The organism is Streptomyces sp. NPDC007856 (assembly GCF_042868225.1).
Classification (GTDB): domain Bacteria; phylum Actinomycetota; class Actinomycetes; order Streptomycetales; family Streptomycetaceae; genus Streptomyces.
In genome coordinates this window covers 578,941-598,414 of record NZ_JBIAEC010000001.1, presented here as the reverse complement: position 1 = coordinate 598,414, position 19,474 = coordinate 578,941, and the positions used below count along the sequence as shown (strand labels likewise).

Below are 19,474 nucleotides of genomic sequence, written 5' to 3'. Positions count from 1 at the left end.
GTGCTCACGCCTTCAGCGTGTCCTTCCGGTACAGCCAGGCCGCGCCGCCCGCGAAGAGGACGAAGTAGACGGCGAGGATGGCGATGTCCGTCGCGTGCGGGGCCTGGCTCTGCTCGATCGCCCGCCCCAGTGCAGCGTACGCGTGCGTGGGCAGCCACTTCGCGATGTCCTGCAGGACCTGCGGGAACGTGGTGGACGGCATCCACAGGCCGCCGAGGATCGACAGGCCGAAGTAGATGATCATCGTGATCGGGCGGACCGCGTCACCGGAGGCGACATAGCCGATGGCGACGCCGAGCGCGGCGAAGACCAGGCTGCCGGCCCAGATGACCCCGGTGAGGGCCAGCCACTGCCAGGCGTCCAGGTGGACGTGCTTGATCGCGGCCGCGGCCAGGAACACCACGATGATCGACGGCAGGCTCACCACGGCGGCGCTTGCGGTCTTGGCGAGGACATAGCCGCGCCCGGGCAGCGGGGTCAGCCGCAGCTGCCGTACCCAGCCGTTCTCGCGCTCCTTGGCGATGCGCTCGCTGTTGCCCATCAGGACGGCGGTCAGGGCACCGAAGGAGGCCATGGAGACCATCAGGTACGTGGCGACGGTCAGGCCGGTGCCGTCGACCTTCTCGTTCGAGCCGGAGCTGCTGGAGAAGATCAGGAAGAGGATCGCGGGGTAGAGCACCGAGAAGAACAGGAACTTCTTGTTGCGCAGGGCGCGCGCCAGTTCGAGCTTGATCAGGGCGTTCATGACTGCTTGGCCTCCTCGGCCTCCGTGATGGCGACGAAGGCCTGCTCCAGACCGAGACCGGCGACTTCGAGGTTGCGGGGGTAGACACCGAGGCCGTACAGGGCGTGCACGGTGGCGTCGGCGTCGGACGACTGGATGCGCACCGTCTGGCCCGACACGTCGATGGAGGTCAGGAACGGCAGGGCGCGCAGGGCGGTCTCGTCGATCTCGCCCTCCAGGTCGAAGGCGACCCGGCGGGCGCCCGCCTTGGCCTTGATCTCGGCGGCGGTGCCGTCGGCCAGGAGCCGGCCGCGGTGCAGCACGAGCACGCGGTCCGCGATCGCGTCGGCCTCTTCGAGGTAGTGGGTCGCGAAGAGGACCGTACGGCCCTGGTCGGCCTGCTCGCGCATGGTGGCCCAGAAGGCCTGGCGGGCGGAGACGTCCATGCCGGTGGTCGGCTCGTCCAGGATGATCAGGTCGCTGTCGCCGGCGGTGGCGAGGGCGAAGCGGACGCGCTGCGCCTGGCCGCCGGAGAGCTTGTTGACCTTGCGGTCGGCGATCTGCGTGATGCCCGCGCGGGCCATCACGTCCGCGGCCTTGTACGGCTTCGGGTGCAGCGAGCAGCCCAGGTTGACCAGTTCCTCGACGGTGACCTCGTCCATCAGGCCGCCGCTCTGCAGCATCGCCCCGACCCGCCCGGCGACGATCGCCTCGCGCGGGGTGCCGCCGAAGAGGCTCACGGTGCCGCCGTCGGGCTGCTTGAGGCCGAGGAGCAGATCGAGGGTGGTGGACTTGCCGGCCCCGTTCGGGCCGAGGAGGGCGACGGTCTCGCCGGGGTAGAGCCGGAGCGAGAGGCCGTCGACGGCCCGCACGCTCCCGTACGTCTTGGTCACCTGGTCGAAGCCGACCACCGGGGTGGTGGTGGCCGGTGCCGCAGTTGTCGTCATGGCATCCATGCTCGCGGCGACGGCCGGGTGCGGGGCAGTGTCGGGGATCCCGAGTGGCGGATGACAGATGTCATACGGATCGGGTGACGGGCATGGCCAAGGGGGCGCCCGCCGAACGCCGGACGCCCCCTTGTGCGGCTGGTCTAGCTGGTCTAGCTGGGGTTGGTGGAGATGACCGCGACCCGGTTGGTCCTGCTGATCAGCGCCTGGCGCAGGGCGACGTACACGTCCTGCGGAGTGACCGGCGTCTTCTTGCCGTTGGCGCGGGTGATGAGCACACCGTCGAAGGCCTTGCCGTACAGCTGCTTCAGGGCGGCCAGGTCGGGCTTGTCGACCAGCTTGCCGTCGACTGCCGTCACCCGGAGGAACTTCCACAGCGAGTTCTGCGGGCTCATCAGGACCACGTGCGTCGCGTCGGTCTTCACGACCACGTTGGCCGACATCGCCGGCTGCGCGAACAGCTTCATCTCCTGGTCGACCGCCGCGTTCGACACCGTCGGCTGACTGGTGGTCGTCGGGACCGTGATCGGCGTCGGCGTGCCCGTCTCCACCAGGGTGCGGTAGGCCTGTTCGACCGCCCGGGTGGACTGGGCGGCGTCGATGGCCTTGCCCGCCTTTCCGTAGACGGCGACCGCCTTGCCCGGCTTGAAGTCGATACCGCCCTCCACCACCGAGCCTGAGCCGCCGCCCGCCTGCTGGAGCGCGGCCTGGAGCTTCTCCTCGTCCACCGGCATCTCGGGCTCGATCACCCGTTTCTGCCCGAAGAGCGACCCGATGACGTGGACCGGGTTGTAGTCGCTGGTCGCGGCCTTGCTCACGGTGGCCTGGAAGTCGAACTGGAGACCGGCGTTCTCCGGCGTGAGGGTGACCGTCCGGTCGCCGACGGAGAGCTTCAGCGGCTTGTTCACCCGGCTGCCGAAGGCGTCGTCGAGCTGCTTGACGGCGTCGTCACGGGTGCCGCCGCCGATGTCCACGCCGAGGACCGTGGTGCCCTTGGGCACGTCGGTGTGGTTCATCAGCAGTCCGGCGCCGTAGGCACCGCCCGCGACGACGACCACGCCGACGCCGAGCAGCACCAGCTTGCTGCGGCCCTTCTTCTTCGGCTTGGCCTGCGCCTTGGGGGCGGGGGCCGACGCCGGCTTCGCCTGCGTCGGCCCGGCCGGACCATCGGCGGAGAACGGGGAGCCGGCGGCCCCGGGGACCACCGGGATACCGCTGGTGACGGTGTGTCCGGAGACGTTGTCGACCGGGCGGTAGCCGGGCGTGCCCGGTTCGGGGGCCGGCTTCTGCGGGGTGAGGATCGCGGTGTCGTCGCTGAGTCCGCCGCCCGGGCCGAGACCGATGGGACCGGCGCCGCCGGCCGGGGCGCCGGGTCCGGCGGGACCGCCCGGGACGGCGGGCCCTTCGAGGTCGGCGAGGGCGCTGCGCGGGGGCCGGGGAGCCTGGGTGTGCCGACCGCCGGGACCGTCGTAACCGCCCATGCCGGACAGGGCGTCGAAGGGTTCGCCGGCCGACGGGACGAGGGGACCGTCACCGGTGACCGGGCCGCTGGTGGGGCCGGCCGGGCCCTGGGGGCCGCCCGGGCCGCCGTGGCCGTTCGGGCCGTTGAAGCCGCTGGGACCACCGGGGCCGCCGGGACCGACGGGGCCGCCCGTTCCGCTCGGGGCGGCCGGGCCGCCGAAGCCGTCGTGACCGCTCGCACCGGTGCCGGGGAAGCCGCTGCTGCCGTGTGCACCCGGGGTGCCGAAGTCCTCGGGGCCGCTGGCACCGGCCGTGCCCGTGCCTCCGAGGCCGTCCCCGCCGCCGTTCTCCGCGAAGTACGGCAGGTTGTCGCGGCGCGGTTCGCCGCCGGACGCGCCGGGGCGGGAGCCGTTGCCCGCGGCGTTCAGTGCCTCGGTCACGTCGAAGGAGCCGGTGCCGCCGCCGTGTCCGGGGGCGACGGGGCCGCCGGTGGCACCGGGCAGACCCTTGCCCTTGCCGGCGCCGGGGCGGGAGGCGCCCGGGACGCTCATGGAGCCGACCACACCGCCCGGGCGGCCGCCGGGGCGTGCGCCGGTGGTACCGGACGCCCCGGTTGCTCCCGGACCACCCGGACGGGTGCCCGACGCGCCGGGGGCGGTGGTGGAAACTCCGGGCGTTCCGGCCCCGTTCGTGCCGCCGCCGGCCGGACCGGCCTTGCCGGCGGAGGACTTGCGGGGCGCGAACCAGTCGCTGGTCTTCTCCTCGGCCTGGGCCGCGGGCTCGGCGGGGGGCTCGGCGGCGGAGGTGGCCGTCCGGTCGGCCGCGGGGCGCGGCTCGCGGGCGGGCGCCTCGTCCCCGGCGCCTTCGGCGTCCCCGACGGGCTTGCGCACGACGACCGGCGGGATGGGCCGGGAACCGGGGATGTTGATCCGGATCCGGGTCGTCAGCGTGGTCTCGGTCTTCTTCTCCTCCGGGCGCGTGGCCGAACGACCGGCGTCCGTACCGTCGTCGGAAGCCATGGGGGTCCCGTACGGCGGCGTGCCGGAAGGGTATGCGGCACCGCCGCGCCCGTTGGGCCCGGAGGACGGAGTGTCAGTTTCACGACTCAAGGCAGGTTCTCCCAGTTGGCTTCGCCGCCCGTTTCGACCTCAACTAGCTCGGGCGGCTCGGCGGCGCGCACCACCATACTGGCCACTTCTGGCGCTTATCCCATGACCGCCGAGGAAACCCACACCGGACTCGCACCTGCGCCGCACGGCGAAGTGGTACGTCACTTGCCAAGTCGGGCGGGACCGCCCCGAGGTTGCCGCCCGGCGCCAAGGGTGGCACAGATCACAGCGACGGCCATACCGCCGAGCAGGAAGAGATAGGAGCCGAGTCCCGCGCCGAACAGGAAGTCGCCCTCGGGGCGTGAGGTGGTGAGCAGGATGACGGTGATGATCCAGCCCGCCACCGGGGCGACCGCCCCGCCCCGGCCGCCCGTGGCGTACGCCCCGCCGAGGAACAGCCCGGCCGCGCCCGCGAGAGCGAGCAGCAGCCCGCCGGGGAACCAGGCGGCCTGGAGCAGGGAACCGGCGAGGCCGATGACGGCGCCGAGCAGGAAGAGTCCGACATAGGCGGCGATCCGCCCCGCCGAGGGCCGCTGCAGCGGCTGGGCGAGCAGCGGGCCCTGTCCGTTGCTGCTCATGCCGCCGCCTCCTCGATGCCCGCGAACAGGTCGGTCTCCCCGGGGCGGCCCGCGCCGCGCACCAACTCGTAGTACTCGGTGGTGAACAGCGGCTGGGCCAGTTCGTTGGAGAGCGCGAAGTAGGGCTCGGCCACCTCGATCTGGGTGACGTGGGCGCGCATCGCGGCGGCCTTGGCGGCGGCGTGGGCGGACCCGTCGACGACGGTGGTGATCCGCTCGTCGTCCACCACACCGGGTACGTCGGCGACGGTGGCGCTCTTCTCGAAGGGCAGCACGGCCAGCTCGTCCTGGAGCCGGGCGAAGGCGTCCTCGGCGACCGAGCGCGGGACGCGGTTCCAGTAGACCTTGGCGATGCGGTGGCCGCGCTCGGCCGCGAGCCCGACGGCCCGCATGGCGACGCGGTGGGCCTGGATGTGGTCCGGGTGGCCGTAGCCGCCGTTGTCGTCATAGGTGACGAGGACCTGGGGCCGCACCTCGAGGATCACGTCGGCCAGATACCCGGCGGCCTCGTCCACGTCGGCCTGCCAGAAGCATCCGGGGTCGTCATTGTCCGGAATGCCCATCATTCCGGAGTCGCCGTACCGCCCCGCGCCGCCGAGCAGCCGAGCGTCGCCCACGCCCAGCGCGCGGGTGGCGGCGGCCAGCTCCCCGCGCCGGTGCGCGCCCAGCGCCGGGCCGGTCAGGTGCCGAAGCTCCGGCGGGATGACCTCACCCCGCTCGCCGAGGGTGCAGGTGACCAGGGTCACATGCACACCCTCGGCCGCATACCTGGCCATGGTGGCGCCGTTGTTGATCGACTCGTCGTCCGGATGCGCATGCACCAGGAGAAGACGCCGGGCGGGGAGTTCCGTCATGGGTCCACCCTACGAGGAGGGGGGCGCCTTGGGGGGTCGCCGGGGTGGGGCGGCGCGGGGAGTCACACCCCACCTCAGAACTTGATGCTGCTGATCATGCTGGCGACGTTGGTCGTCAGCTGGCTGATCGTGGGGGCGACGGTCGAGGAGGCGAGGTAGAAACCGAGCAGCATGCAGACGAGCGCATGACCACCCTTCAGCCCTGACTTCTTGATCAGCAGGAAGACGATGATCGCCAGCAGCACCACCGCCGAAATCGAGAGTGCCACGGCGGCTCACCTCCAAAGATCGTCAGATCTAGATCAGTTGAGCAAATCCATGCAGACGCCAGCAGGTTCATACCCACACAGCGGTAGTGATCATAACTATCCGTGCTCGCGCATCGCGCGGCGCACGGCCGCACAAGGGGGCGCATGGCCAATATGGTCGGGGTATGACGACCGAGTCTGACTCCTTCCCCCGTCGGTACGCCCGCACCCAGCGGTTCACGCTCGGCGCGCCGCGTGCGTTCACGGTGGCACCCGACGGTGCGCGTGTCGCGTTCCTGCGCTCCGCCTCCGGCACCGACCGGGCCAACTCCCTTTGGGTCATGGACCTTCCGGACCGCGCAGAGCGTCTGGCGGCCGATCCCGACGCCCTCCTCGGCGGCGCCTCCGAAGAGCTCTCGGCCGAGGAGCGGGCGCGCCGCGAGCGCAGCCGGGAGGGCGGTGCCGGCATCGTCGGCTATGCCACCGACACGGCCGTGGAGTTGGCGGCTTTCGCCTTGTCGGGGCGGCTTTTCGCGGCCGAGCTGCGGGCCGGTACCGCACGGGAACTCCGGGTCCCGGGACCGGTGATCGACCCTCGGCCCTCCCCCGACGGCCGGCACATCGCGTATGTCGCGCAGGGCGCGCTGCGGGTGGTGGGCGCCGAGGGCGAGGGCGACCGGGCGCTCGCCGAGCCGGAGCCCACGGACGGACCGGGACGGGTCACGTACGGGCTCGCCGAGTTCATCGCGGCCGAGGAAATGGGCCGTTCGCGGGGATTCTGGTGGGCGCCCGACGGGCGCCGGCTGCTCGTGGCGCGCGTGGACGACACGCCGGTGAAGCGGTGGTGGATCGCGGACCCGGCCCACCCGGAACGCGAGCCGATCGACATCGCGTACCCGGCCGCGGGCACACCGAACGCGGACGTACGGCTGTTCGTGATCGGGCTCGACGGGGAGCGCACGGAGGTCGCGTGGGACCGGTCCCGCTATCCGTATCTTGCCCGTGTGCACTGGTCAACGGCGGGTGCGCCGCTGTTGCTGGTGCAGGCGCGGGACCAGCGCAGCCAGCTGTTCCTGGCGGTGGACCCGGAGACGGGGGCCACCCGGATGGTGCACGCCGATGAAGATCCAAGTTGGCTGGAACTTTTCCCTGGAGTGCCCTGCTGGAGCCCGTCCGGGCAGCTTGTCCGGATCGCGGACGAGGGCGGCGCACGAGTGCTGACGGTCGGCGAACGGCCGTTGACCAGCGCTCAGCTGCACGTCCGGGCGGTGCTGGACGTGGGCGACGACGACGTGCTGGTTTCCGCCTCGGCGGGCACGGAGGCGCAGGCGCCGGAGACCGGCGAGGTCCATGTGTACCGGGTGAACGAGCTGGGCGTGGAGCGCGTGTCGCAGGAGCCCGGGGTGCACTCGGCGGTGCGCGTCGGCGGTGTGACCGTGCTGGTGTCCGCGACGCCGGACACTCCCGGCTCCCGTGTCCAGGTACTGCGTGACGGAAAACCGGCGGCGACTGTCCCCTCGTACGCCGAAAGTCCCGGTTTCTCCCCACGGGTGACGCTGACCCAGGGGGGCGCACGCCGAATCCCGTGCGCCGTGCTTATGCCACGGGACTACCACGGTGACACTCCCCTGCCCGTCCTCATGGACCCCTACGGCGGCCCGCACGGCCAGCGGGTGCTCGCCGCGCACAACGCCCACCTCACCTCCCAGTGGTTCGCCGACCAGGGTTTCGCGGTGGTCGTGGCGGACGGGCGGGGCACTCCGGGGCACTCGCCGACCTGGGAGAAGGCGGTCCGGGACGAGCTGGCGGCCGTCGTACTCCAGGACCAGGTGGACGCGCTGCACGCGCTCGCCGGTGAGTTCCCACTGGACCTCGACCGGGTGGGCATCCGCGGCTGGTCCTTCGGCGGCTATCTGGCGGCACTGGCGGTACTGCGCCGCCCGGACGTCTTCCACGCGGCGGTCGTCGGCGCCCCGGTCACGGATCTGCGGCTGTACGACACCCACTACCAGGAGCGCTATCTGGGCCTGCCGGGCGAGCAGCCGGAGGTCTACAGCCGCAACTCAGTGATCGACGACGCGGGCCTGGTCGGCCCGGCCGAGCCGCACCGCCCGATGATGATCATTCACGGGCTTGCGGATGACAACGTCGTCGTCGCCCATTCCCTGCGGCTGTCCTCCGCCCTCCTCGCCGCCGGCCGCCCGCACGAGGTCCTGCCGCTGTCCGGGGTGACGCACATGACCCCGCAGGAGACCGTCGCGGAGAACCTGCTGCTGCTCCAGCTGGACTTCCTCCGGCGTTCGCTGCCCCAGCAGGGAAAATGACCGTGAACTGCGTTAACACGCAGGCAACTGCACGGAATCGGTACCGATATACGGACGCGGCACGCTGATCAGCGTACGGCCGTGCGGGTGCCGTAAGCGGGCCGGGGTGCGCCATGTCATCCCGGCCCGCTGCCGTACGCGTACCCCTACGAGTCCTCCGCCGGCACCACCCGCTTCTCCTCCGCGAAGTGGCAGGCCGAGGCGTGGGCCGCCGGGCCGGAGGTGTCGCGGAAGACGGCCGGTACCGCCAGGGCCGGCACCTCCCGGACGCAGCGCTCCTGCGCCTTCCAGCAGCGGGTGCGGAAGCGGCAGCCGGAGGGGATGTTCGTCGGCGAGGGCACGTCTCCGCTGAGGATGATCCGCTCGCGCTGTTCCCGGGCCGTGGGATCCGGTACCGGGACCGCCGAGAGCAGGGCCTGGGTGTAGGGATGCGTGGGGTGCTCGTAGATCTCGGCGTCCCGGCCGATCTCCACGATCCGCCCGAGGTACATCACCCCCACCCGGTCGGAGATGTGCCGGACGATGGACAGGTCGTGCGCGATGAAGACATAGGAGAGGTCGAACTCCGACTGGAGGCGGTCCAGGAGGTTGATCACCTGGGCCTGGATCGAGACGTCGAGGGCGGACACCGGCTCGTCGGCGACGATCACCTCCGGGCGCAGCGCCAACCCCCGTGCGATGCCGATGCGTTGGCGCTGGCCGCCGGAGAACTGGTGCGGATAGCGGTTGACGTACTCCGGGTCGAGGCCGACCACGTCCAGCAGTTCCTGGACCCTGCGCCGGCGGTCGCCCTTGGGCGCGGCCTCGGGGTGGATGTCGTACGGCTCCCCGATGATGTCGCCGACCGTCATACGGGGGTTGAGGGAGGTGTACGGATCCTGGAAGACCATCTGGATGTTGCGGCGTACGGCCTTCAGGGCCTTGCCGGACAGCTTGGTGATGTCCTCGCCCTTGAACCTGATGGAGCCGGCCGTGGGGCGCTCCAGGTTGCAGAGCAGCTTGGCGACCGTGGACTTGCCGCAGCCCGACTCGCCGACGATGCCGAGGGTTTCGCCCTTGCCGAGGGTGAAGTCGACGCCGTCGACGGCCTTCACCGCGCCGATCTGCTTCTTGAAGAGGATGCCCCGGGTGAGGGGGTAGTACTTGACCAGCCCGATCACTTCGAGGATGGGCTCAGTGGTCGAGGTCGTCGACGTCATCGAGGCACTCCCTCCAGAAGTGGCAGGCGCTGCCGCGGGTTCCGGAGACCTCGTACAGCGGGGGTTCGTCGGTGCGGCAGACCTCCCGCGCCATCGGGCAGCGCGGGTGGAAGGAGCAGCCCGGCGGGATGTGCATCAGGTTCGGCGGCAGGCCCTTGATGGCGTACAGCTGCTGTCCCTTCTGGTCCAGGCGCGGGATGGAGTCCAGCAGGCCGCGGGTGTAGGGGTGGGCCGGGGCCTTGTAGATGTCGCGGACGGGCGCGGACTCGACGATCTTCCCGGCGTACATGACCACGATCCGGTCGGCCACGTCCGCGACCACCCCCAGATCATGGGTGATCAGGATCAGCCCCATGTGGTACTCGCGCTGCAGCTCCGCGAGCAGGTCCATGACCTGGGCCTGGACGGTGACGTCCAACGCCGTCGTCGGTTCGTCGGCGATGATGAGCGCCGGTTCCAGAGCCAGCGCCATGGCGATCATGATGCGCTGGCGCATACCGCCGGAGAACTGGTGGGGATAGTCCCGCACCCGCTGGGCCGCGGCCGGGATGCGCACCCGCTCCATCAGCTCGACCGCCGTGCGCCGCGCGTCCTTCTTGGACATCCCGCGGTGCACGACGAACATCTCGCCGAGCTGGTCCCCCACGGAGAGCACCGGGTTGAGCGCCGATAGCGCGTCCTGGAAGATCATCGCCATTTCGGCGCCGCGGATCCTCCTGCGCTCCTCTTCTTTCAGGGTGAGCAGATCCCGCCCCTGGAACAGGATCCGACCGCCCGTGACCTTGCCCGGTGGGGTGTCGAGGATCCCCATCACGGCCTGCGCGGTCACGGACTTGCCAGACCCCGACTCGCCGAGCACGGCCAGGGTCTCCCCCGCGTCCACCTCGCAACTCACCCCGTTGACGGCATGCGCGATCCCGTCCCGGGTCCGGAACTCCACCCGCAGATCCCGCACTTCGAGCAGCGCGCCGCCATCGCCTCGCACGGCCGTCACCTCAACTTCGGATCGAGGGCGTCGCGGACCGCGTCGCCGAGCATGATGAAGGCCAGGACCGTGATGGCCAGGGCGCCCGAGGGCCACAGGAGGGCGTGGGGAGCGTTGCGGATGTAGGGGGAGGCGGCGGAGATGTCGATGCCCCAGGAGACGCTGGGCGGTTTCAGGCCCACGCCGAGGTACGACAGGGTCGCCTCCAGCGCGATGTAGGTGCCCAGTGCGATGGTCGCCACCACGATCACCGGGGCCAGGGCGTTCGGGGCGATGTGGCGCAGCAGGATGCGGGAGTCGGAGGCGCCGAGGGCGCGGGCGGCCTGGACGTAGTCGTTCTGCTTGGCGGTGATGACCGAGCCGCGGGCGATGCGGCCGATCTGCGGCCAGCCGAGCAGCACCATGAAGCCGATGACCGGCCAGACCGTGTTGCTGGTGACCACGGAGAGCAGGACCAGACCGCCGAGGACGACCGGGATGGCGAAGAAGATGTCGGTGATCCGGGACAGGATCGAGTCCCAGACGCCGCCGAAGTAGCCCGCCAGGGCCCCCAGGACCGACCCGAGGACGCCCACCCCGAGCGTCGCCAGCACGCCCACCGTGACGGACGTACGGGCGCCGTACACCGTGCGCGTGTAGACGTTGCAGCCCTGGCCGTCGTACCCGAAGGGCGCGCCCGGGCCCGGGCCGTCCTGGGCCTTGGCGAGGTCGCAGGTGAGCGGGCTGCCGGAGGCGATCGCCGAGGGCCAGACGGAGATGAGCACGAGGAAGAGGATCACCACGGCGGAGATCAGGAAGACCGGGTTGCGGCGCAGGTCCCGCCAGGCGTCGGACCACAGGGAGCGCGGCCTGCCCGCCGGTCCCGTGCCCTCGGGTCCCCCCGGGGTCCGCTCCAGCGTGGCGGCCTCGCTCGCGCCCAGGTCCATCGCTCCTCCCATGCCGGTCCCGGCGATCGCACCCTCGGGCTCGTACGGCTGTTCAGGCATAGCGGATCCTCGGGTCGAGTACGGCGTACAGGAGGTCGACCAGGAGGTTGGCGACGAGGAACACCAGGACGAGGACCGTCACGAAACCGACGACCGTCTGCGTGTTCTGGCGCAGGATGCCCTGGTAGAGCTGGAAGCCGACGCCGTGGATGTTGAAGATCCGCTCGGTGACGATCGCGCCGCCCATCAGCGCGCCGATGTCGGCACCGATGAAGGTGACCACGGGGATCAGCGAGTTGCGCAGCAGATGACGGACGACGACCCGGCGCCGGGGCAGGCCCTTGGCGACCGCCGTGCGGACGTAGTCGGCCCGCTTGTTCTCCGCGAGGGAGGTCCGGGTCAGCCGGGTGACGTAGGCGAGGGAGACGGAGGCGAGGACCAGGCCGGGCACGATCAGCTCGCCGAAGGTCGCGTACGCCGAGACGGACGGCCTGATCCAGCCCCACTGGACGCCGAGCAGCAGCTGGAGCAGCAGACCGGTGACGAAGGTGGGTACGGAGATCACCACCAGGGTGGCCAGCAGCACCCCGGTGTCGACGGGCCGGCCGCGCCGCATGCCCGTAAGCACGCCCAGTGTCACACCGACGACGATCTCGAAGAGGATGGCGACGATCGTGAGCCGGATGGTGACGGGGAACGCCGTTCCCATCAGCTCGGTGACCTTCTGGCCGTTGAACGCCGTACCGAAGTCTCCGGTGAAGACGTTGCCCATGTAGGTGAGGTACTGCTGCCAGAGCGGCTTGTCCAAGCCGAACTCCCGCTTGAGCTGGGCGGCCGTCGCGGGATCGCAGGCCCGCTCGCCGCACAGGCCGGCGATGGGGTCGCCCATCACGTTGACCATGAGGAAGATCAGCAGGGTGGACCCGATGAACACGGGGATCATCTGGAGCAGCCGCCGCGCGACATAGCGCCCCATGGGGATCAGCCCACCTTGATCTCGTTGTAGACCGGCACGCTGAAGGGGTTGAGCGCCACGTGGGAGAGCCTTGAGGTGTATCCGGCGCTGCCGTTCTGGTACCAGAGCGGGATGGCCGCCATGTTGTCGCGGACGACCTCCTCGGCCCGCTGGAACAGCCGGACGGCCGCGGCCTGCCCGGTCTCGGCGTTGGCCCGGTCGACGAGGCGGTCGAACTGCCCGTTGGACCACTTGCCGTCGTTGGAGGAGGCGCCCGTGTAGTACAGCGGCTGCAGGAAGTTCTGGATCAACGGGTAGTCCATCTGCCAGCCGGCCCGGAAGGGGCCGGTCATCTTGTGCTGCCCGATCTGGTTGCGGAAGTCGGCGAAGGTGCCGACGGGGTTGCCCACGCAGGCCTTGTTGTTGCCGAGGGCATTGTTGACGGAGTTGCACACGGCGTCCACCCATTGCTTGTGCGAGCCGCTGTCCGCGTTGTAGGTGATCTTCAGCTGGCCGCCGGGGATCCCGCCGCCCTCCTGGATGAGCTTCCTGGCCTGCGCGGGGTCGTAGTCGCAGGCGTGGCCGCACAGTCCGGGCTGGTAGCCGCCGGCCGTGCCGAGGACCGGGGAGGTCCAGTCGGTGGCGGGGGTGCGGGTGTTCCGGAAGATGGTCTCGGTGATCTGCTTCCGGTTGATCGCCATCGACAGGCCCGTGCGGACCTTCCGCGCCCCGGGGGTGTTCCACTTCGGGTCGTAGTACGGGAAGGCCAAGGTCTGCAGGATGCCCGCCGGGGTGTTGATGTAGCGGCCGTTCAGATCGGTCTCGACGTTCTTGAGCTGGGTGGAGGGCACGTCGTCGACCAGGTCGAGGTTGCCGGCCAGCACGTCGGTGTAGGCGGTGTTGTTGTCGGTGTACACCAGGAGGGTCACGCCGACGTTCCGCGCCGGGTCGGGGCCGGGGTAGCCGTCCCACTTCTTCAGGTTCATCGCCGAGCCCCTGGTGTACGACTCGATCCGGTAGGGCCCGTCGCCCACCGGCTTCTTCAGCCAGGCGGCGTGGTCGGTGAAGAAGGTGCGGGGCAGCGGGGCGAAGGCCGCGTAGCCGAGGGTGTCGGGGAAGCTGGAGAACTTCTGGCCCAGCCGGACGGTGAAGGTGTGGTCGTCGATCACCTTCAGTCCGGACAGGGTGTCGGCGGTCTGGGCGCCGCTGTCGGGGTGGACCTTGTCGTAGCCGTCGATGTAGGCGAAGAAGTAGGCGTTCTTCTGGTTGTTCCGCAGGCTCGCCCCGTAGTTCCAGGCGTCCACGAAGGAGTGGGCGGTCACCTTCTCGCCGTCGGAGAAGGTCCAGCCGTTCTTCAGCCTGATCGTGAAGTTCTGCGAGTCCCGGGTGTCGATGGAGGCGGCGAGCCAGTTCTGGGCCTTGCCGGTCTTCGGGTCGTACTTCTTCAGGCCCCGGAAGATCATGTCGAGGACCTTGCCGCCCTGCACCTCATTGGTGTTGGCGGGCTCCAGCGGGTTCTGCGGGTCGCCCCAGGACGAGGTCAGCACCCCGGCACCGCCGAAGCCGCCGCCACCACCGCAGGCGGTGGCCAGGAGCCCGGCGGCGATCACGCAGGCGGCCCATCGGGCGTGCCTGACACCCCGCATGGCTGCCTCCTCCGCGCGCACAGATCCGATACCGGTCAATATCGGCTCATACGATCACACACCGCACGCTGACCACGGGATTGAGGGGCCGTCGGCGGGACACGTCAGTCGAAAGCAGGCAGCGGTCGGGGGCACCTGGACGATCGCGGGAGACAGCGCAATAGATCTTCGTACAACGATGCCGAAACGTTGGATTGCGACGCGTCGATGTACGCATGTCGACACACCACCGTCCGCATATCGAACCCATCGACCGATTAGTTCTGTTTGTCGGATGTGAAGCACGGATTGATTACGGCGTGCTACCCGCGTAGCTACGGAATGATCAAGTACGAGTAAAGAACGCAAAGACGCAACCAAGGCGACCGAGAATTTATTGACCCTGCATGAATTGCGTTGAAAAAGTCCGGCGTAGCCCGTAGGGGAGCGCCCTGCGGAGTCATCAGACCCTCCCTTGGGCCAGGAGCACCATGACCCCCCCAACTCCATCCCCGGCCGCCCCGCTTGAGGTGACCGACGAGACCGCGGCGAAGTCGACCACTTCCGGCGGTTCGAAGGGCAGCGAGAGTCGCTCTCCGGGGCGGCTCGCCTGGAAGCGCTTCAAGCGCGACAAGACGGGCGTTATATCCGCGTATGTCGTGATCTTCTTCTTCGTGATCGCGATCGCCGCTCCGCTCATCGCGAAGCTGTACGGCAAGGACCCGTACACGACGTACGCGAGCCAGAACCCGAGCCTGCTCGACGCGTTCTCGTACCCGGCCGGCCCGAACGGCGGCATGAGTTCCCAGTTCTGGTTCGGCGTCGAGCCCCAGCTCGGCCGGGACGTCTTCACGTTCCTGCTGTACGGCATCCGGACCTCCCTGGGCATCTCCCTGGCTGCCACGATCCTCACCGTGGTCATCGGAGTCGCGGTCGGCACCACCGCGGGCTATCTGGGCGGCAAGACCGACTACCTCGTCGGCCGGGTCATCGACATCCTGCTGTCGTTCCCGTCCACTCTGTTCTTCATCGCGTTCATGCCGGTCGTCTACGGCATCTTCGTCGCCCCCGACGAGAACATCCCGACCTGGCTGCGCGCCACCGGCCTGATCGTGGTGCTGACCGTGTTCGGCTGGGCTTCCATCGCGCGTCTGCTCCGCGGCCAGGTACTCGGCCTGCGCGAGCGCGAGTTCGTCGAGGCGGCCAAGGTCACGGGCGCCTCCCCGATGCGCATCGTGTTCAAGGAGCTGCTGCCGAACCTGTGGACGCCGATCATCATCCAGTCCACACTGCTGCTTCCGACTCTGGTGACGACCGAGGCCGGGCTCTCTTTCCTCGGCGTCGGCATGATCGACCCGACCCCGGACTGGGGCGTGATGATCGCCCGAGGCGCCTCGTTCTACTCCCAGGACATCACCTTCATGCTCTTCCCGGGCATCTCGATGGTGATCTTCGTGGTCGCCTTCAACCTGCTCGGCGACTCCGTACGCGACGCGCTCGACCCGAAGTCCAAGCGGTAGCACCCCCGTCCCACCCGGCCCGGTTCGACGACGTCCGGCTGGTCCCGACCCTTCGATCTGACCCGTATAGGCAGGCTCAGCATGTCCTTTTCTCGCAGAAACTTCCTGATCGCCACCGGTGTGGCCGCGGCCTCCACGACTGTGCTGAGCGCCTGCAGCAGCGGCAGCAAAGCCACCGACAAGAACATCCCGTCGGTCAGCAACGCCAAGGCCACGAACATCCCGGTCGGCACCAAGGCCGACTCGACGGGTCCGGCCCCCGAGGTCCCGGGCGCGGTCAAGGGCGGGACGATCTACTCGCTCGACCAGTTCGACATGGACCACCTGGACCCGGCGCAGATCTATGTCGCGACCGAGGGTGCCATCACCCGCCCGATCCTGCGCGGTCTGACCGGCTACAAGGTCGACGACAAGGGCGGGGCCATCCTCGTCGGCGACGTCGCCACCGACGCCGGCACCATGAAGAACGGCGGCAAGACCTGGTCCTTCACGATCAAGGACGGCATCAAGTGGGAGGACGGCTCCGCCCTCTCCATGGACGACGTCCGCCACACCTTCGAGCGCCTCTTCGCCTCCTTCGTCACCGAGGGTCCGCGCTACGTCCAGCAGTGGCTGGTCGGCGGCGACAAGTACAAGGGCCCGTACGACGGCAAGCACCTCGACTCGCTGGAGATCTCCGGCAACACGGTCACCTTCCACCTGACCGAGCCGCGCCCCGACTTCAACTACACGCTCGCGATGCCGGGCTACGGTTTCGTCAACAAGAAGAACGACACCAAGGAGAAGTACGACAAGCGCCCCTTCGCGCTCGGCCCGTACAAGATCGGCAGCCGTGACATCGGCAAGTCGCTGACCTACGTGCGCAACGAGCACTGGGACCCGAAGACGGACTCCATGCGCAACGCGTACCCGGACCAGTACGTCTTCCAGTTCGGCTTCGAACTGGTCGCCTCCACCGACCGCTACATCGCGGACAAGGGCAACGACCAGTACACGATGTCGATCTTCAACGAGGTCGCGCCCGAGCGCATCGCGCAGGTCATGACCAACGCCACGCTGAAGAAGCGCGTCCTCACCCAGATCGACGCGGTCACCTACTACTGGCCGATCAACACCACCCGGATCAAGGACGTCAAGGTCCGCCAAGCCATCAACTACGCGTGGCCGCACCAGCAGCTGCAGACCATCCGCGGCGGCGCGGCCACCAGCGCGCTGGCCACCACCATCTTCAGCACGATCACCCCCGGCTACGAGAAGTTCGACCTCTACGGCACGGACAAGAAGCCCGGTGGCGACCCGGTCAAGGCCAAGGCCCTGCTGAAGGAGGCCGGCAAGATCGGCCAGAAGCTGGTCATCGCCTACCAGCAGTCCGACAACTCCGTGAAGCAGGCCGTCGCGATCAAGAACGCGCTCGAGGCGGCCGGTTTCCAGGTGGTCAACCAGCAGGTCGACAAGACCACCTTCTACACGCAGATCGGCAAGATCAACAACGGCTACGACCTGTTCGCGGCCGGCTGGAGCCCGGACTGGCCGGCCGGTTACTCGGTCTTCTACCCGTGCTGGAGCGGCAAGAACATCGGCGACGGCCGCAGCAACTACGCCCAGCTGAACGACCCGAGCGTGAACAAGGCGATCGACGCGGCCGCCGCCATCAGCGACATCAACGCCGCCAACAAGGCCTGGGCCGCCATCGACCGACAGATCATGGAGCTTGCGGCCTGCGTCCCGGACTACCACTCCATCCGCAACTGGATGTACGGGTCCAAGGTCGGCAACGTCGTGTACGACCCCGGCAACACCTGCGTCGCGCTCTGCAAGCTGTACGCCAAGAAGTAAGCACGCTCGACCCACGGGGGCGGCCACGACCTGGCCGCCCCCTCCGGCCCACCCCCCTATCCCGGCGACGGCGCCCCGTCCGGAAAGTCACGCCCCATGCTCCGCTTCCTTGTCCGCCGAGTTCTCGGCGCGCTGGTGATCCTGCTGATCATCAGCGCCGTCACCTTCTGGCTCTTCTACGCCATCCCGCGTGACCCCGCCATGATGTCCTGCGGCAAGAACTGCACGCCCGACATGCTCAAGCAGGTCCGGCACAACCTGGGCATCGACCACCCGGTCCCGGTCCAGTACTGGTACTGGCTCAAGGGCATCTTCGTCGGGCGCAGCTACGGCGACTTCGGTAACTGCAGTGCCCCCTGCCTCGGGTACTCGTTCGCCAACCGCGAGCCCGTCCTCGGCACGATCATGGACCGGCTCCCGCTGACCCTGTCCCTCGCCTTCGGCTCGGCCGTCGTATTCCTCATCTTCGGTGTCGGCGCCGGCATGCTCGCGGCGGTCAAGCAGGGCAAGTGGCAGGACAAGCTGGCCAGTTCGGGCTCGTTGATCGCCTCCTCGCTGCAGGTCTACTTCGTCGGCTACATCGCGATGTACTTCCTCGTCGCCAAGCTCGGCATCCTCGACAACCCGTCGTACACCCCCCTCACCGACAACCCCGTCCAGTGGGCCTCGGGGCTGCTGCTGCCCTGGCTGGTGTTGGCGATCATCTTCACCGCCAACTACACCCGTATGTCCCGCTCCCAGCTGGTCGAGACGCTCAACGAGGACTACGTCCGCACGGCCCGGGCCAAGGGTCTGTCCCGCCGCGCGGTCTTCTTCCGATTCGCCTGGCGCGGCGCGATGGGGCCGATCGTCACCATCTTCGGCATCGACCTCGCCACGCTCATCGGCGGCGCGATCATCACCGAGTCCGTCTTCAGCCTCCAGGGCGTCGGCCGGCTCGCGCTGGATGCCGTCAACAAGAGCGACCTACCCATGGTGCTGGGCGTGACCGTGCTGGCCGCCGGCGCGATCGTGATCTTCAACATCATCGTGGACGCCGTCTACGCCCTCATCGACCCGCGGATCCGGCTCGCCTGACCTCCGCCCCACTCCCGACCCCCCGCATCACCCCTGGAGCGTCCCCGTGACGAGCACCGATCAGCAGCCCTTCCTCTCGATCAAGGACCTAAAAGTCCACTTCTCGACCGAGGACGGCATCGTCAAGGCCGTCGACGGTCTCAGCTTCGACCTGGCCAAGGGCCAGACGCTCGGCATCGTGGGCGAGTCGGGCTCCGGCAAGTCGGTCACCAACCTGACGATCCTGGGCCTGCACGACCCCGCGCGCACCTCGATCGAGGGCGAGATCCTGCTCGACGGGCAGGAACTGCTCACCGCCTCCGAGCGGACCCTGGAGAAGCTGCGCGGCAACAAGATGTCCATGATCTTCCAGGACGCGCTGGCCTCCCTGTCGCCGTACCACAAAGTCGGCGTCCAGATCGCGGAGACGTACCGCAAGCACACCGGCTGCTCCAAGAAGGAGGCCCGGGAGCGTGCGATAGAGATGCTCCGCCGCGTCGGCATCCCCCAGCCCGAGACCCGTGTGGACGACTACCCGCACCAGTTCTCCGGCGGTATGCGCCAGCGCGCGATGATCGCCATGGCGCTGGTCTGCGACCCGGAGCTGCTGATCGCCGACGAGCCGACCACGGCCCTAGACGTGACGGTCCAGGCCCAGATCATGGACCTGCTCAAGGACCTCCAGCAGGAGTTCGGCACCGCGATCATCTTCATCACGCACGACCTCGGCGTCATCGCCGACATCGCGGACGACGTGCTGGTGATGTACGGCGGCCGGTGTGTGGAGCGGGGCACCAAGAAGCAGGTGCTGAGCGCCCCGGACCACCCCTACACGCTGGGCCTGCTGAACTCGATGCCGAGCCTGGACGGCCCGGTCGACGTGCCGCTCTCCCCCATCCCCGGCTCCCCGCCCTCGCTGCTCAACCCGCCCTCCGGCTGCCGCTTCCACCCGCGCTGCGCGTTCGCCGAGAAGGTCGCCGGCGGTCTGTGCTCGACCGAGCGCCCGCAGCTGGAGGTGGCCGAGGGCCGAGGTTCCGCCTGCCACCTGTCCCAGGAGCAGAAGCAGGAACTCTTCGCCGACTTCGCCGCAACCCGGCACAACTGACGGACAGCAGACGGGACTTCAC

Annotated in this window: 16 protein-coding genes; 5 read left to right on the top strand and 11 right to left on the bottom strand. The window is 69.3% G+C overall.

The annotated features are described in order from the left end of the window. Positions 1–4: 4 nt before the first annotated feature. The 6 genes from ACFYOH_RS02875 to ACFYOH_RS02850 form a co-directional block, all read right to left on the bottom strand. Positions 5–745: an ABC transporter permease gene (locus ACFYOH_RS02875; protein ID WP_388620446.1), complete on the bottom strand. Its 741-nt coding sequence runs from the start codon at positions 743–745 to the stop codon at positions 5–7. Further along, positions 742–1,671: an ABC transporter ATP-binding protein gene (locus ACFYOH_RS02870; RefSeq protein ID WP_388620444.1), complete on the bottom strand. Its 930-nt coding sequence runs from the start codon at positions 1,669–1,671 to the stop codon at positions 742–744. The genes ACFYOH_RS02875 and ACFYOH_RS02870 overlap by 4 nt, the downstream gene beginning before the upstream one ends. Positions 1,672–1,823: 152 nt before the next feature. Continuing rightward, the gene (locus tag ACFYOH_RS02865; protein WP_388620441.1) at positions 1,824–4,241 is read right to left on the bottom strand and encodes a hypothetical protein; all 2,418 of its coding nucleotides are present in this window, start codon (positions 4,239–4,241) and stop codon (positions 1,824–1,826) included. Between the two features lie 161 nt (positions 4,242–4,402). Then, a complete protein-coding gene (locus tag ACFYOH_RS02860) occupies positions 4,403–4,819 on the bottom strand; it encodes a DUF6113 family protein (protein ID WP_388620438.1) in 417 nt (138 codons plus the stop codon). Then, the gene (mshB, locus tag ACFYOH_RS02855; RefSeq protein WP_388620435.1) at positions 4,816–5,673 is read right to left on the bottom strand and encodes an N-acetyl-1-D-myo-inositol-2-amino-2-deoxy-alpha-D-glucopyranoside deacetylase; all 858 of its coding nucleotides are present in this window, start codon (positions 5,671–5,673) and stop codon (positions 4,816–4,818) included. Before mshB ends, ACFYOH_RS02860 begins: the two co-directional genes overlap by 4 nt. Positions 5,674–5,747: 74 nt before the next feature. Continuing rightward, on the bottom strand, positions 5,748–5,942 hold the full coding sequence (locus ACFYOH_RS02850) for a hypothetical protein (RefSeq protein WP_055707280.1): 195 nt from the start codon (positions 5,940–5,942) through the stop codon (positions 5,748–5,750). Between the two features lie 164 nt (positions 5,943–6,106). Between ACFYOH_RS02850 and ACFYOH_RS02845 the strand changes: the two genes are divergently transcribed. Further along, the gene (locus tag ACFYOH_RS02845; RefSeq protein WP_388620432.1) at positions 6,107–8,245 is read left to right on the top strand and encodes a prolyl oligopeptidase family serine peptidase; all 2,139 of its coding nucleotides are present in this window, start codon (positions 6,107–6,109) and stop codon (positions 8,243–8,245) included. 146 nt (positions 8,246–8,391) lie between these two features. On the opposite strand, the gene ACFYOH_RS02840 is transcribed toward ACFYOH_RS02845, so the two are convergent. From ACFYOH_RS02840 to ACFYOH_RS02820, 5 genes are read right to left on the bottom strand one after another with little or no spacing between them, the layout of a single operon-like run. Then, complete coding sequence (locus ACFYOH_RS02840) at positions 8,392–9,444, bottom strand: ABC transporter ATP-binding protein (protein ID WP_388620428.1); 1,053 nt, start codon at positions 9,442–9,444, stop codon at positions 8,392–8,394. Next, positions 9,419–10,429 carry an ABC transporter ATP-binding protein gene (locus ACFYOH_RS02835; protein ID WP_388620425.1) on the bottom strand — a complete coding sequence of 337 codons (1,011 nt, stop codon included), beginning with the start codon at positions 10,427–10,429 and terminating at the stop codon, positions 9,419–9,421. Before ACFYOH_RS02835 ends, ACFYOH_RS02840 begins: the two co-directional genes overlap by 26 nt. A 5-nt stretch (positions 10,430–10,434) precedes the next feature. Then, on the bottom strand, positions 10,435–11,415 hold the full coding sequence (locus ACFYOH_RS02830; RefSeq protein WP_388620422.1) for an ABC transporter permease: 981 nt from the start codon (positions 11,413–11,415) through the stop codon (positions 10,435–10,437). Further along, on the bottom strand, positions 11,408–12,331 hold the full coding sequence (locus ACFYOH_RS02825; protein ID WP_388620419.1) for an ABC transporter permease: 924 nt from the start codon (positions 12,329–12,331) through the stop codon (positions 11,408–11,410). Before ACFYOH_RS02825 ends, ACFYOH_RS02830 begins: the two co-directional genes overlap by 8 nt. 5 nt (positions 12,332–12,336) lie before the next feature. Continuing rightward, entirely contained in the window at positions 12,337–13,956 is a 1,620-nt protein-coding gene (locus ACFYOH_RS02820) for an ABC transporter substrate-binding protein (RefSeq protein WP_388620416.1), read from the bottom strand. Positions 13,957–14,426: 470 nt separating this feature from the next. Between ACFYOH_RS02820 and ACFYOH_RS02815 the strand changes: the two genes are divergently transcribed. The 4 genes from ACFYOH_RS02815 to ACFYOH_RS02800 all read left to right on the top strand — a co-directional run bounded on the left by ACFYOH_RS02815 (position 14,427) and on the right by ACFYOH_RS02800 (position 19,452). Next, positions 14,427–15,455, top strand: a complete 1,029-nt coding sequence (locus ACFYOH_RS02815) for an ABC transporter permease (RefSeq protein ID WP_388620413.1) — start codon at positions 14,427–14,429, stop codon at positions 15,453–15,455. Positions 15,456–15,536: 81 nt separating this feature from the next. After that, positions 15,537–17,291: an ABC transporter substrate-binding protein gene (locus ACFYOH_RS02810; RefSeq protein ID WP_388620410.1), complete on the top strand. Its 1,755-nt coding sequence runs from the start codon at positions 15,537–15,539 to the stop codon at positions 17,289–17,291. A 96-nt stretch (positions 17,292–17,387) separates the two neighbouring features. After that, a complete protein-coding gene (locus tag ACFYOH_RS02805; protein ID WP_388620407.1) occupies positions 17,388–18,368 on the top strand; it encodes an ABC transporter permease in 981 nt (326 codons plus the stop codon). Positions 18,369–18,414: 46 nt separating this feature from the next. Further along, on the top strand, positions 18,415–19,452 hold the full coding sequence (locus tag ACFYOH_RS02800) for an ABC transporter ATP-binding protein (protein ID WP_388620404.1): 1,038 nt from the start codon (positions 18,415–18,417) through the stop codon (positions 19,450–19,452). Positions 19,453–19,474 lie beyond the last annotated feature (22 nt).

Bases quoted from the DNA above. Each gene is read 5' to 3' on its own strand.
- ACFYOH_RS02875 (WP_388620446.1), bottom strand. From the start codon at position 745: ATGAACGCCCTGATCAAGCTCGAACTGGCGCGCGCCCTGCGCAACAAG.
- ACFYOH_RS02830 (WP_388620422.1), bottom strand. From the start codon at position 11,415: ATGCCTGAACAGCCGTACGAGCCCGAGGGTGCGATCGCCGGGACCGGC.
- ACFYOH_RS02840 (WP_388620428.1), bottom strand. From the start codon at position 9,444: ATGACGTCGACGACCTCGACCACTGAGCCCATCCTCGAAGTGATCGGG.
- ACFYOH_RS02815 (WP_388620413.1), top strand. From the start codon at position 14,427: ATGACCCCCCCAACTCCATCCCCGGCCGCCCCGCTTGAGGTGACCGAC.
- ACFYOH_RS02825 (WP_388620419.1), bottom strand. From the start codon at position 12,331: ATGGGGCGCTATGTCGCGCGGCGGCTGCTCCAGATGATCCCCGTGTTC.
- ACFYOH_RS02860 (WP_388620438.1), bottom strand. From the start codon at position 4,819: ATGAGCAGCAACGGACAGGGCCCGCTGCTCGCCCAGCCGCTGCAGCGG.
- ACFYOH_RS02870 (WP_388620444.1), bottom strand. From the start codon at position 1,671: ATGACGACAACTGCGGCACCGGCCACCACCACCCCGGTGGTCGGCTTC.
- mshB (WP_388620435.1), bottom strand. From the start codon at position 5,673: ATGACGGAACTCCCCGCCCGGCGTCTTCTCCTGGTGCATGCGCATCCG.
- ACFYOH_RS02845 (WP_388620432.1), top strand. From the start codon at position 6,107: ATGACGACCGAGTCTGACTCCTTCCCCCGTCGGTACGCCCGCACCCAG.
- ACFYOH_RS02805 (WP_388620407.1), top strand. From the start codon at position 17,388: ATGCTCCGCTTCCTTGTCCGCCGAGTTCTCGGCGCGCTGGTGATCCTG.
- ACFYOH_RS02820 (WP_388620416.1), bottom strand. From the start codon at position 13,956: ATGCGGGGTGTCAGGCACGCCCGATGGGCCGCCTGCGTGATCGCCGCC.
- ACFYOH_RS02810 (WP_388620410.1), top strand. From the start codon at position 15,537: ATGTCCTTTTCTCGCAGAAACTTCCTGATCGCCACCGGTGTGGCCGCG.